The organism is Streptomyces sp. NRRL B-3229 (genome assembly GCF_000719505.1).
In the GTDB taxonomy this organism is placed as follows: Bacteria; Actinomycetota; Actinomycetes; order Streptomycetales; family Streptomycetaceae; genus Streptomyces; species Streptomyces griseorubiginosus.
The window spans coordinates 67,846-80,838 of the sequence record NZ_JOGP01000016.1 but is presented as its reverse complement, the minus strand read 5'-3'; the positions used below and the strand labels follow the sequence as shown (position 1 = coordinate 80,838).

Genomic DNA, 12,993 nt, shown 5'->3' with positions numbered 1-12,993 from the left:
AAGTTGATCTCTTCAGGCGCCTTCACAGCCTCATGTTTCGGGGGAAACGCTGTGCAGAAGATCCAGTTGACCTATTGGTGGAACGGGCACGAGCCCGGTGACGTCGTGGATGTCGACGACCTCGCCGCGCGGGAACTGCTCGGTGTCATCGCCCGGCCCGCGGAGTCCGTCGAGGAGTCCGGAGGCGCCGTGGACGCCGAAGACTCCGATGAGTGAGCCGTACATCACCTTCCCGGACGTGGAGCAGCTGGTCGTCGACCTGCTCAAGGACCGCAGCGAGCTTTCGGGCGTAGTCGTCGACGTCGCGCCGCCCGCCGGCTTCGACGGCTCGCAGCGCGCCGTACTGGTCTCCCGGATGGGCGGTGCCTGGGCGGAGGACCCGCGGCTCGACAACCCGCTGGTCGACCTGGAGGTCTACGGCCCCTCCAAGGCGTCGGCGCACACCGTCTCCCTCGTCGCCCGGTCCCTGATGCTTCAGCTCCGAGGCGTGCGGCACGGCGGGGCGACCGTCGTGGACGTCGTCGAGGAGGACGGGCCGCGCTGGCTGCCCGACTACCGGCACGCCAGTGCCAACCGCTATGTCTCGACCACCCGCCTGGTGGTCCGCCCGGCCTGAACAGCCGTATCACCGGCGTGAACGGCCTTGTCACCGGCATCGCTTCGCCGCACGGGCGGCCTGGCCTCGCCGTACTCCCACAGCAGCACGTCATGTCCATCTCCCAGCAAGGAGCAGTGATGGCTGGAACGAACGCCAAGGAGATCCGGGTCGCGGGCAATGGCCGTGTCCTCATCGCCCCGCTCGCGACCGCGCCGCCCGCCGACACCGCCGCGGCGTGGGGTGCCGGGTGGAAGGACCTCGGCTACACCACCACCGACGGGGTCAAGATCTCCAAGAAGGACAAGCTGGACCCCGTGGACACCTGGCAGAGCGTCAGCTCGGCGAGGTTCGTCTACTCCGACCGCGATCTCAGCTTCAAGTTCCAGCTGCTCCAGCTGAACGAGGACACCCTGCCGTTCTTCTTCGGCGGCGGGCAGGTGAAGGAGACGGCGACCGGGTCCGGTCTCTACAAGTACGAGCTGGCGGCCGAGCCGAAGTTCGACGAGCGGATGCTCGGGCTGGAGTTCGTGGACGGCGACGAGGTCAAGTACCGCTTGATCGTCGCCCGCGGTCAGGTGACCGAGACGGAGGAGCTCGCTCTCGTCCGTACCGCTCCGGTGAAGCTCGGTGTCACCTTCACCGCGCTGGCCACGGTGGACGGTGCTCCGTTGGCGACCTTCCTGATGAAGGACCCGAGCTTCAGCGCGGCCTGACCCTCTCTCGTCTCAATCGCCTCTCTCAGCAAGGAGCTCCACCGACATGGCCCCCTTCAACGTCAACGCCGCCCGTGCCCAGCGTCTCGAAGCGGTCGGGAAGAACTGGGAGTTCGAGGTGGACGGGGATGTGTTCCGGCTGCCCACCGAGTTCCCGCGCAGTATCGCCAAGCAGATCGCCGCGCTGGACGACAACGACATCGACGGGCTGCTCGCGCTGCTGCTCGGTGCGGAGCAGTTCGAGCGGTTCTGCAAGTACGACACGAGTGTGCAGGACGTCTCCGCGATCCTTGAGGCGTACGGCAACGACACCGGCATGTCGCTGGGGGAAGGCTGAGCCTCGGCGCGCTGGTCGACGAGCACGCCGAGGCTCTGGAGGCGGATCTGCTCCGCCATTACGGGGTCGACCTCCTCGACTGGCACCGGGGCCGGCTCTCCTCCCGCCGGCTTCGGGTCCTGGTCGAACACCTTCCCTCGGACTCGTCGTTCGCCCGGGCGGTCCACGGCGAACAGGCGGAGTGGACGGTCACGGACCATCTGCTGGCGGCGGTCGTCGACCATCTGGCGGTCGCCAACTGGATGTTCGCAACGGTCCACCGCGACGAGGACACGGAACCGGCGGAGTATCCGGAGGCGGTACCGCGGCCGGGGGGTGGCTCGGCCCCCACCCCTGTATCCGCTACAGCTCCGGGGGGCGACCTGACGTTCACCGGGGAGGAACGCGGAGCGACCCCAGTCGAGATCGTGGCGTTTCTGAGTTCTCCAGGATGACAGGACAGTAATCATGGCCTCGCTTCTCGATCCCCAAATCCCCAGCTGGTTACCGGAATTTATCGAATCGCCCTCCTTCGCCCAGGCCGTCGTCACGCATGTCCGTCGGGCGATCACGCCCGAATGGGTTACGCCCATGCCGATCACCGGGCTCAAAACTGAAGTCGCCGGCCTCAATCTCGCGGTCAACGGAATCAAGGCCGAGTTCAACGCGTTTGACCCGATCAAGATACTCGGCCTCCAGGACCGCTATGATCAAATATTTCAGGATCTTGTCCTCCGGTTCAAGAAAGCCGATCATCGGACTGTCGACCTTCAGCCCGAGAACCTCCTGACGAAAATCAGAGAAACCCAGAATGCTCTGAACAAGGTGAAGCGTGACGTCGCGGGGCTGCCGAATTTCTCCAAGATGCAGGCGGAAATCGATGAGAAGGCAGACCTCAAATCGGTCAATCGACGGATCGACAAAATACATGGCTCAAGCAACCCTCGCGATGATATTCCCAAGGTGAGGGGAAAGGTCGGACCTGTCCCAAGTCTCCGTCAGTTGCAACAGCAGGAGTTGCAACTCAGAAAGGCCATCTCTGACTTTGTCCGAGTAGTAAAGGGAGCGGTTCCCCAAACAGCGGCCCTCGCCGAAGAGATGGCCAGGATCGACCGGCAGTTGAACAAATGAGCACCCCGCCCCGCCCGCCCTACAGGAGTCGACCATGAGAACCGCACTGGTCCAGGCAACGAGCGCGCTCACCCGCTTCCGGACCGCCATGACCCAGACCAGCGCGGCCGGAAGTCGACTGCGCACCGCTGCCACCGGGGCCACCAGTTCGGTCGATCGGTTCAGGAGCTCGGCCACTCAGGCAAGTACCGCCACCAGCCGGCTCCGGACCGGGGCCACTCAGGCGAGCGCCGGGCTGAACCAGGTGCGTACCGCCGCCACCCGGGCCGCCGCCGACGTGCAGCGGGCCGGGCGGAGCGCCGCGTCCGGGGGTGGGCTGTTCTCGCGGTTCAGTCAGGGGCTCCGTACCGCCACCACCGCCCAGCGCGGGCTCAACACCGCCATGAAGGCCAACATCCTCGGCGCCATCCTCGCCCTCATCATGCCGCTCATCACCAAGCTCATCGACATGGCGATGGAGTCCAAGACCGTGCAGGCCGTCATGCAGGCGGCGTTCAAGATCATCGGACAGGTGGTGGGGACCGTCATGAAAGGGGCGTCGGTCGCCATCAACTGGCTGATCGACGCCGGGAAGAACGTCGTCAACTGGCTCAAGGCCAACTGGCCCCTGCTCGTCGCCATTCTCACCGGCCCCGTCGGGATCGCCGTGCTCGCGATCGTCAAACACTGGGACAAGATCAAGGACGCCGTCGGGTCGGTGCGGGACTGGATCGTCGACAAATGGAACGCCGTGGTCGACTTCCTGCGCGGAGTGCCCGGGAAGATCTGGGGATTCTTCTCCGAACTCCCCGACAAACTCATGCACTTGGGCGGTGACCTGATCCAGGGCCTCATCAACGGCATCAAGAACTCCGCCGGTGCCCTTCTCAACACCGTGAAGAACTTCATCGTCAACACCATCCCCGGCCCCATCCGCAGCATCCTCGGCATCGCCTCCCCGTCCAAGGTGATGATGGGGTTCGGCGGGGACGTCGGCGAAGGGCTCGCCCTCGGTATGGAGGGGGCCGGAAACAGGGTCGCGAGTGCTGCGGGACGGCTTGCCACCGCCACCGCGCGGAGCGTCGTCGGACCCGGTTACAGCCTCGCCGGAGCAGCGGCTGGGACATCGGCCCGCACGGCAGCCACCCCGGCGACCGGGCCCGTCACCGTCAACGTGCACCCCCGGCCCGGACAGTCCGAGTACGAGATCGGCCGGATCACCGCCCGCGAACTCGCCTGGGCGGCCAAGCGATGAGCGCCCGCCAGCTCCAGCAGCCGGTGTTCGAGGTGGACGGCTGGGCCGGGAACACCGTCGACGACGACGGCGTCGAGTGGTGGGTCACCAGCGAACAGGGCTGGGCCGCCACCCCGCCCGTCCGGCTCACCCTGACCGACCGCCCCGAGCGGCACGGCGCGTTCGACGCCCCCTCCTACCGGGGCCCCCGCGTGATCACCCTGGACGGCCTGGCCATCGCCCCGGAACGCGCCGTACGCGAAGAGGCGAAGGACCGGCTGGCCGCCGTACTCGCCGACGGCAGCGCGCTGTTGCCGCTCGTCGTCACCGAACCGCACCGCGTACGGCGGGCGTTGGTCCGCCTCACCGCCGAGACGAAGATCGCCGACCGCAAGTCCGGTGTCTTCGAGTTCTCCCTGACCATGACCGCGCCGGACCCGCTGCGGTACTCCTACGGGCTGAACACCAGCACCTGTCCACTGCCCTCCTCCAGCGGCGGAGTCTCCTTCCCGCTCTCCTTCCCCCTGGACTTCGGGTCCGGTTCCTCCGGTGGCCGACTGCTCCTGGAGAACAAGGGCACCGTCCCCACCTGGCCGGTCTGGCGGATCAGCGGGCCCTGCGTCCAGCCGGTGATCAGCAACACCGCGACCGGTGAGGAACTCGCCTTCGAACTCACCCTCCAAGAAGGTGAGTTCCTGGTCGTCGACACCGACGCGCGGTCGGTCCTGCTCCAGGGCACGGCGTCCCGACGGGCCACGCTGCTGCCCGACTCGGACTGGTTCCCGCTCCGGCCGGGCGCGACGCCCGTGCTCTTCCGCGCCCGCGACTACGAACCGGCCGCCCGGCTGACCGCGGAATGGCGCGACGCCTGGCTCTGAACCCGCCCGCCCTCCGCCGACAGAAGGAACGCACCCGCATGGCTGACCCCGACCTCGAGCGTGACTCCGGATGGCTCTCCGGCGGTGTCGTCGACGCCAATGACGCGCGGCTCGCCACCGGCGTGTTCGCTTCGGCGGCGACCGACTCCACCAACCCGATCGCGGCCCGCACGGGCATCAAGCCCGGCCCCGGCAACCCCGGCAGCGTCGAGGCGGAGGCGACCCCCTCGCGCAGTGTGAAGGTCCAGCCCTTCCAGGGTGTCGTGCAGGGCTCCCGTGCGTCGTACGCGGGCGCGTATCTGATCACGCTCGGTCGGATGAAGACCCTCGACGTGCTCACCGCGGCCCCGGCCCACTCCTCCTACGCCCGGATCGCCCTCGTCGTGGCCCGGCAGACCGACCGGCAGTACGGCGACGCCGGCGACGGCATGGTGGTGCAGGTGGAGGCCGGGGCGCCCGCGCCGACTCCGGCCGCGCCGAGGCTCACCGACGACTTCCTGCCGCTCGCCCAGATCACCGTGCGGCCCAACGCGGGGTCCATCACCCAGGCGGACATCAAGGACCTGCGGGTGTTCACCGTGGCCACGGGCGGAGTACTGCCGTTGCAGAGCCACGAGTCGCTCCCGGCGAACGGCTACGCCGGACAGCGGCTGTACGACGTCAAGACCGGCCTCGACCTGGTCCGTGCGGGCACGGCCTGGCGCCCAGCGGCCGCGGGGGCGGTGGAGTTCTTCGGCCCGGCGGACCCGGGCTGGCCGCAGATCGGCGGCTTGGCCGAAGCCACCGGCCTCACCTTCAACCAGGTCACCGTGCCCGCGGCGCCGTACCCCCGAATGCTGCTGATCACAGGGCAGATGTTCGCGGTGACCTCGGGCCCCGACGAGCGGTGGGACCACGTGGTGCGCAAGCCGGACGGGACGGCCCTGTCCCTTGCCTGTTTCCACGGCGGCCCCTCGAGGATCACCACCAGCGTCGCCCAGGGGCACTACCTGCTGCCCGCCGCGACACAGCTGACGCTGACGCAGTACGTCGCCCGGGGCGGCGGCATGACGACCGGTTCTTGCAGGGTGGGCTCGGACGCCGCGCTCTACACCGGCCTGCGCGTGATCGCGTTCCCCGTCCCGTGACACTCCGATCGGAAGAGGCATCCCCATGAGCACGCCGACACCAGAACGCGACTCCGGCTGGATCTCCGGCGGTGTCGTCGACGCCGAGGACGCCCGGCTGGCCACGGGCGTGTTCGCCGCGCCCGGGCCGAGCCCGGTGCAGGCCCGCAGCGGGATACGGCCCGCCACCGGGGACCCCGGCCGGGTCCAGGCCACCGCCACCGTCTCCGGCAAGGTCACCGTCGCCCCCTTCCAGGGCGTGATCCAAGGGACCCGGGCCAGCGCGACCGGCGCCTACCTCGTCACCCTCGGCCAGCAGAAGACCCTCGACGTCCTCGGCACCAACCCGGCCGACTCCAGCAACCCGCGCAACGACCTGGTGGTGGCCCGGCAGCGCGACGCGCAGTACGGCGACGCCACCACCGGCATGACCGTGGAACTGGTGAAGGGAACCGCCGCAGCCACCCCCGTCGACCCCGCGGTGACCGGTGACTTCATCCCGCTCGCCCGGATCAGGGTCGCGAAGAACGCCTCGTCCGTCACCGCCCCCGACATCGACGACCTGCGCCCGTGGACCGCGGCGGCCGGTGGCATCCTGCGGGTCTGGGGCGAGGGCGGCCGGCCCACCTACCCGTACTCGGGCATGTACATCCACCGCTGGGACACCAACCACCTGGAGTGGTACGACAGCACGGCGGGCTGGCGGGCGGTCAACAACGACACCGGCTGGGTCACGCTCTCGCTTCTGCCCAACTGGACCGTCTACAACAACGAGACTCCGTCCGTACGCCAGGTCGGTTCCGTCGTCCACCTACGCGGCGCCCTACAGACCACGGTCGCCCTCTCGACGAACGGCACCCAGATCATCACCGTCCCCGCCGCCTTCCGACCGACCACGGGACACCACTGGTTCACGGCGCTCGGCGGGGTGCCCCGAGGGCTTGAACTCATGCTCCGCACCGACGGTTCCGTGGTGCTGTTCCCCCAGGGTTCTCAGTTGCCTGCCAGCCAGCTGATCTACCTCGACACCACCTGGCTGGTGGGCTAGTGGCCGCCCGACCGACCCGCTACACCTACTACACCGCCGACCTCGCCACCGGCGTCATCACCGACGAACTCCCGCTGCACGACGTCACGTTCAGCACCGAGCTCAACGAAGCCGGCGAGTTCCGGGCCCGGTTGCCCCTCGGTGACCCGAGGATCACCGTCCATCGGCCCCGCGAACTCACCGAACCGGGACGGGCGGCCCTCTACGTCGAGCGGGACGGGGTGCTGGTGTGGGGCGGGGTGGTGTGGACCGTCAAGTACACCTCCGCGGACCAGCACCTGGAGATCGGCGCGGCCGGATTCCTCTCCTATTTCGACCACCGTCGCGTCCTGCCCGCCGGCTTCGACCGGGCTGACCTGGCCTCCGCCGAGGTCACCTTCACCGACCGCGACCAGAGCGACATCGCCCGCGCCCTCGTGGCCTTCGCCCAGGAGCACGCCCACGGCGACATCGGGATCCGCCCCGAGTCCACCGCCCTCTCCGGCATCACCCGCACCCTCGTCTACCCCGGCAGCGACCTCAAGAGCACCGGCGAGGCCCTGCGTGAGCTGGCCAGCCTGGAGCACGGCCCCGACTTCGTCATCGACATGGCGTACGGCAGCGACGGCCGTCCCATGCGCCGGCTCCGCGTCGGTACCCCGCAGCTCGGCCGACAGGGCACCCCGCACGTGTGGGAGTACGGCGCCAACCTCATCGGTTACGCCTGGCCGGCCGACGGCGCCTCCACCGCGACCCGGGTCTTCGCCCTCGGGGAGCAGGGCGGGGACGGCCAGCTCGTCGCGGTCGCCGAGGCCGATCCCGATCCCGGCCACGACACCGGGCGCCCGCTCACCGAGACCGAGGTCTCCTACGTCCACCTCACCGACGCGGGCCTCCTGCACTCCCAGGCCCGGTCGGCCCTCGCCGCCGTCTCGGCCCCCGTCGTCCTGCCCGAGCTGACCGTGCGCGCCGACCTGGATCCGGTGCTCGGGTCCTACCAGGTCGGCGACGACGCCCTCGTCGTCATCAAGGACGTGTTCTTTCCCGAGGGCACCCGCTTCGGGGTGCGCATCACCGGGATCGAGGTCACTCCGGGCAACGACGCGGGCGAGGAACAGGTCCAGCTGACCGTGACACCCGCCACCGGCACCCCCTGAACCAACCGGCCCCCCTGAACCAGAGGAGCATCCGTGACCAGGATCAACCGCCCCGACACCCTGCTGACCGAGCTGCGCGACATCAAGCGCCGGCTGCACGCGCTGGAGACCGCGCAGCGTACGACGAGCGCCTCCCGTCAGCCTGCCGTCGCGGCCGAGAACGGCACCGAGGAGCCCCCGGAGACGGACACCGCCGGGCCCCTCTAGACCGGTCCCGGCAGTCGGCCCCGCGACCGTTTCCGCAGGTGGGAGGCGGTCGTACTGCTGTCGTACGCATGTTCGAGTTTTGGTCTATGGTGGAGGAGAGGCGATAGGGAACTGATGTTCGATACGGGAGGTGTGGATGTCCGGCTTCACTCATCTGCACACCGTTTCCGGGTTCTCCGTGCGCTACGGCGCCTCGCACCCCGAGCGCCTGGCCGAGCGCGCCTCCGAGCGGGGGATGGACGCCCTCGCCCTCACCGACCGGGACACCCTCGCGGGGTCGGTCCGGTTCGCCAAGGCCTGTGCGAAGGCGGGGGTGCGGCCGCTGTTCGGGGTGGAGCTGGCCGTGGAGGAGGTCGAGCCGGTACGGCGGGAGCGGCGCCGCGCTCCCGTGCGCGGAGGCGCCTTCGTCGACGAGTCGGCCCCCCGGGTCACCTTCCTCGCCCGGGACGGTGCCCACGGCTGGGCCGACCTGTGCCGGCTCGTCACCGCGGCGCACTCCGACAGGGCGGCCGAGGGCCCGCCCCTGCTGCCCTGGGCGGAGAACCGGGGGGACGGGCTGACCGTGCTGCTCGGGCCCGCCTCCGACGTCGGCCGCGCTCTCGCCGCCGGCCGTCCCGACCGGGCCGCCCGGCTGCTCGTGCCCTGGCGGGAGGTGTACGGCGACGCCCTGCGGCTCGAAGCCGTCTGGCACGGGAGGAAGGGCACCGGCCCGGGCTCCCTGCGGCTGGCCGCCCGTACCGTCGGCTTCGCCGCCGAACAGCGGATCCGGCCCGTGCTCAGCAACGCCGTGCGGTATGCCGACGTGGGCCTCGGGCCGGTCGCCGACGTGCTGGACTCCGCCCGCCGGCTCGTCCCCGTCGGCGCGGTCGAGGAACTGGACTCCGGTGAGGCCTGGCTCAAGGACGCCGGGGCCATGCTGGCGGCCGCCGAGCGGATCGTGGAGGCGGCGGGCTTCCGGCGGGACACCGCGCACCGGCTGCTGGACCAGACGCGGGCGACCGCGGCCGAGTGTGTCGTCGACCCCGAGGACGACCTCGGCATCGGCACGGTCCACTTCCCCGAGCCGCATCTCGTCGGTGCCGGGCGCCGTACCGCACAGCGGACGCTGGCCTCCCGGGCGGCGGCCGGGATGGTGCTGAAGGGGTATGCGGGCAGGGCGGCGTACTGGGAGCGGATGCACGACGAACTGGACATCATCGCCCACCACGGCTTCGCCTCCTACTTCCTGACGGTGGCTCAAGTCGTCGACGACGTAAGGGGCATGGGGATCCGGGTGGCCGCGCGTGGTTCCGGGGCGGGGTCGCTGGTCAACCATCTCCTCGGGATCGCGCACGCCGATCCCGTCGAACACCGGCTGCTGATGGAGCGGTTCCTGTCCAAGCGCCGGCTCGCCCTGCCCGACATCGACATCGACGTGGAGTCCGCGCGCCGGCTGGAGGTCTACCGGGCGATCATCGGGCGGTTCGGCAGTGAGCGGGTCGCCACCGTTGCCATGCCGGAGACGTACCGGGTGCGGCACGCCGTCCGGGACGTGGGGGCGGCCCTGTCCATGGATCCCGCCGAGATCGACCGGATCGCCAAGTCCTTCCCGCACATCCGGGCGCGGGACGTCCGCGCGGCACTGGAGGAGCTGCCCGAACTCAAGGCGCTCGCGGGGGAGAAGGAGCGGTACGGCAGGTTGTGGGGGCTGGTGGAGGCCCTCGACGCGCTGCCGCGCGGGGTCGCCATGCACCCGTGCGGGGTGCTGCTCTCGGACGCGTCCCTGCTGAGGCGTACGCCGGTCGTGCCGACCAGCGGGGAGGGGCTGCCCATGTCGCAGTTCGACAAGGAGGACGTCGAGGACCTCGGGCTGCTCAAGCTCGACGTGCTCGGGGTGCGGATGCAGTCGGCGATGGCGCACGCGGTCGCGGAGGTGGAGCGGGGGACAGGGGAGCGGATCGACCTGGACGCGCTGCCGCCGGGCGATCCGGCGACGTATCAACTCATCCGTTCCACCGAGACGTTGGGGTGTTTCCAGATCGAGTCGCCGGGGCAGCGGGACCTGGTCGGGCGGCTCCAGCCGGCCACCTTCCACGACCTCGTCGTCGACATCTCGCTGTTCCGGCCGGGGCCGGTCGCCGCCGACATGGTGCGGCCGTTCATCGAGGCACGGCACGGGCGGGCGCCCGTCCGGTATCCGCACCGGGATCTGGCGGGACCCTTGGAGGAGACGTACGGGGTCGTCGTCTTCCACGAGCAGATCATCGACATCGTCGACATCATGACCGGGTGCGGGCGCGGCGAGGCGGACCAGGTCCGGCGCGGGCTGTCCGACCCGGAGTCGCAGGGGCGGATCCGGTTCTGGTTCGCCCAGCACGCGGCGGCGAAGGGCTACAGCGCGGAAACGATTCAGCGGGCCTGGGAGATCGTCGAGGCCTTCGGGTCGTACGGCTTCTGCAAGGCGCACGCGGTCGCCTTCGCCGTACCGACGTACCAGTCCGCGTGGCTGAAGGCGCACCATCCCGCCGCCTTCTACGCCGGGCTGCTCACCCACGACCCCGGGATGTACCCGAAGCGGCTGCTGCTGGCGGACGCGCGGCGGCGCGGGGTGCCGATCCTGCCGCTGGACGTGAACGCGTCGGGGGTCGAACATCGTATCGAACTGGTGTCTGATAACCCCTCGGTGTGGGGTCTGCGGCTCGCCCTCTCCGACGTGCATGGCATCAGCGAGGCCGAGGCCGCACGGATCGCGGAGGGGCAGCCGTACGCCTCGCTGCTGGACTTCTGGGAGCGGGCGCGGCCGAACCGACCGGTGGCCCAAAGGCTCGCCCAGGTCGGTGGGTTGGACTCCTTCGGCGCCAACCGGCGTGATCTGCAACTGCACTTGACCGAGCTGCACCGGGGCGGCCGGGGTGCGGGCGGGGGTCAGCTCCCGCTGGCCGGCGGGCGCAGGACCGCTCCGGCCGGGCTGCCGGACCTGTCCTCCGTGGAGCGGCTCAGCGCCGAGCTGGGGGTGCTGGCGATGGACGTCTCGCGCAACCTGATGGACGACCACCAGGAGTTCCTGAGGGAGTTGGGCGTGGTCGGCGCGCGGCGGCTGCGGGAGGCACGGCACGGGGAGACCGTGCTGGTCGCGGGGGCCAAGGTGGCCACCCAGACACCGCCGATCCGGTCCGGCAAGCGGGTCATCTTCACCACCCTGGACGACGGCACCGGCCTGGTCGACCTCGCCTTCTTCGACGACTCGCACGACGCCTGCGCGCACACCGTCTTCCACTCCTGGCTGCTGCTGGTGCGCGGAGTGGTGCAGCGGCGCGGCCCGCGCAGCCTCAGCGTGGTGGGCGCGGTGGCCTGGAACCTCGCCGAACTGGTCGAACTGCGGGACGGGGAGGGCCTCGACGCGGTGGCGGCGCGGCTGGCGGAGCCGGTGCGGGGCCCGGTGCCGGGGGAGGCGCCGAGTTCGGGTTCGGAAGGGGCCGGTGACGAGAACGGAGACCCGGCGGGACGGCGGGCCGGGGACAGGCCGGAGGAGCGGTCGGCCGGGGACGCGCCGGAAAAGCGCTCCGGGGATCCGACCGGCGGCCGGCGGATCCATCTGCCGACGGGATACGAACTGCATCCCTGGGCCGATCTGCGGCCGGCGGGTCAAGAGGCTTCACAGGTAAGGAAGTTGTGGCACCAGAGCCCGGGGAGTGCGGGATGACCATCCTCTGCGTACGTTTCCAGCTGCCGCCGACGCGCGAGGCGGCCCTGCCCGAACTGCTCGGCCTCCTCGAGGAGTTCACCCCGGTCGTCGAGGCGCTCCCGCCGGACGGGGCGCTGGCCGATCTGCGGGGCGCCGAACGGTACTTCAAGCGTGGCGCCGTCGAACTGGCCTCGGTGATCCGGGTCCGCGCCCTCGCCCTGCACGGGGTGGACTGCGCGATCGGCGCCGGACCCGGACCGATGCTGGCCCGCATGGCGCTGAAGGACGCCCGGCCCGGGCTGACCCGCGTGGTCCCCGAGGGCGCGGTGGCGGACTTCCTCGCCGACCGGCCCGTCGCCGCGCTCCCCGGCGTCGGCACCGCGACCGCCCGTGTCCTGTGCGAGTACGGCCTCGACACCCTGGACCGGGTCGCCGCCGCGCCGCCGGCCACCCTCCAGCGCCTGGTCGGCGCCAGGGCCGGCCGCGAGCTGCACGAGAAGGCGAACGGCGTGGACCGCGGCCGGGTGGTCCCGAACGGCGTCTCGCGCTCCCTCGCCACCGAACGCCCCTTCGAACGAGACGAGTTGGATCCCGACCGGCACCGCCGCGCCCTGCTCTCCGCCGCCGAGGAACTGGGCACCAGGCTGCGCGCCCTCGACAAGGTCTGCCGCACCCTGACCCTCACCGTCCGCTACGCCGACCGCACCGCGACCACCCGCAGCCGCACCCTCGGCGAGCCCACCGCCCACTCTGCGGCCCTGACCAGGGCGGCCTACGGCATGTACGAGGCGCTGGGCCTCCAGCGCGCCCGGGTGCGTTCCCTCGCTCTGCGGGCCGAGGGTCTGGACCCCGCCGAACAGGCCTCCCACCAGCTCACCTTCGACCCCACCGACGAGAAGCTCCGCCGTATCGAGGAGGCTGCGGACCGCGTCCGGGCGAAGTTCGGACCGCTGGCGGTGCTGCCGGGGACGCTGGCGGCGTAG

Annotated in this window: 13 protein-coding genes; all 13 read left to right on the top strand. The window is 70.6% G+C overall.

All coding sequences use genetic code 11. From position 1 onward, the window contains the following. The first annotated feature begins 51 nt into the window (after nucleotides 1-51). Nucleotides 52-216 carry a hypothetical protein gene (locus tag IF54_RS43060; protein WP_199821245.1) on the top strand — a complete coding sequence of 55 codons (165 nt, stop codon included), beginning with the start codon at nucleotides 52-54 and terminating at the stop codon, nucleotides 214-216. Continuing rightward, nucleotides 209-616, top strand: coding sequence for a hypothetical protein (locus IF54_RS0125040; protein WP_030322407.1), 408 nt, complete (start codon nucleotides 209-211; stop codon nucleotides 614-616). Before IF54_RS43060 ends, IF54_RS0125040 begins: the two co-directional genes overlap by 8 nt. Before the next feature lie 119 nt (nucleotides 617-735). Then, nucleotides 736-1,311: a hypothetical protein gene (locus tag IF54_RS0125035; RefSeq protein WP_020139389.1), complete on the top strand. Its 576-nt coding sequence runs from the start codon at nucleotides 736-738 to the stop codon at nucleotides 1,309-1,311. A gap of 46 nt (nucleotides 1,312-1,357) precedes the next feature. Then, nucleotides 1,358-1,648, top strand: coding sequence for a hypothetical protein (locus tag IF54_RS0125030; protein WP_020139388.1), 291 nt, complete (start codon nucleotides 1,358-1,360; stop codon nucleotides 1,646-1,648). 447 nt (nucleotides 1,649-2,095) lie between these two features. After that, the gene (locus IF54_RS42735; protein ID WP_159002180.1) at nucleotides 2,096-2,758 is read left to right on the top strand and encodes a hypothetical protein; all 663 of its coding nucleotides are present in this window, start codon (nucleotides 2,096-2,098) and stop codon (nucleotides 2,756-2,758) included. A 34-nt stretch (nucleotides 2,759-2,792) separates the two neighbouring features. Further along, nucleotides 2,793-3,992: a phage tail protein gene (locus IF54_RS0125010; protein ID WP_030322399.1), complete on the top strand. Its 1,200-nt coding sequence runs from the start codon at nucleotides 2,793-2,795 to the stop codon at nucleotides 3,990-3,992. Continuing rightward, nucleotides 3,989-4,849 carry a phage distal tail protein gene (locus IF54_RS0125005; RefSeq protein WP_030322397.1) on the top strand — a complete coding sequence of 287 codons (861 nt, stop codon included), beginning with the start codon at nucleotides 3,989-3,991 and terminating at the stop codon, nucleotides 4,847-4,849. Before IF54_RS0125010 ends, IF54_RS0125005 begins: the two co-directional genes overlap by 4 nt. A 38-nt stretch (nucleotides 4,850-4,887) precedes the next feature. Then, entirely contained in the window at nucleotides 4,888-5,976 is a 1,089-nt protein-coding gene (locus IF54_RS0125000) for a hypothetical protein (protein ID WP_030322394.1), read from the top strand. A 25-nt stretch (nucleotides 5,977-6,001) separates the two neighbouring features. After that, nucleotides 6,002-7,003 carry a hypothetical protein gene (locus IF54_RS0124995; protein WP_030322392.1) on the top strand — a complete coding sequence of 334 codons (1,002 nt, stop codon included), beginning with the start codon at nucleotides 6,002-6,004 and terminating at the stop codon, nucleotides 7,001-7,003. Next, a complete protein-coding gene (locus IF54_RS0124990; protein ID WP_030322390.1) occupies nucleotides 7,003-8,139 on the top strand; it encodes a hypothetical protein in 1,137 nt (378 codons plus the stop codon). Before IF54_RS0124995 ends, IF54_RS0124990 begins: the two co-directional genes overlap by 1 nt. Before the next feature lie 33 nt (nucleotides 8,140-8,172). Then, nucleotides 8,173-8,346 (top strand): hypothetical protein, encoded by a 174-nt coding sequence (locus tag IF54_RS43055; protein WP_199821244.1) that lies wholly within the window; start codon nucleotides 8,173-8,175, stop codon nucleotides 8,344-8,346. Nucleotides 8,347-8,482: 136 nt separating this feature from the next. After that, nucleotides 8,483-12,028: a DNA polymerase III subunit alpha gene (locus IF54_RS0124980; protein WP_030322388.1), complete on the top strand. Its 3,546-nt coding sequence runs from the start codon at nucleotides 8,483-8,485 to the stop codon at nucleotides 12,026-12,028. Beyond that, the gene (locus IF54_RS0124975; protein ID WP_030322385.1) at nucleotides 12,025-12,993 is read left to right on the top strand and encodes a DNA polymerase Y family protein; all 969 of its coding nucleotides are present in this window, start codon (nucleotides 12,025-12,027) and stop codon (nucleotides 12,991-12,993) included. The genes IF54_RS0124980 and IF54_RS0124975 overlap by 4 nt, the downstream gene beginning before the upstream one ends.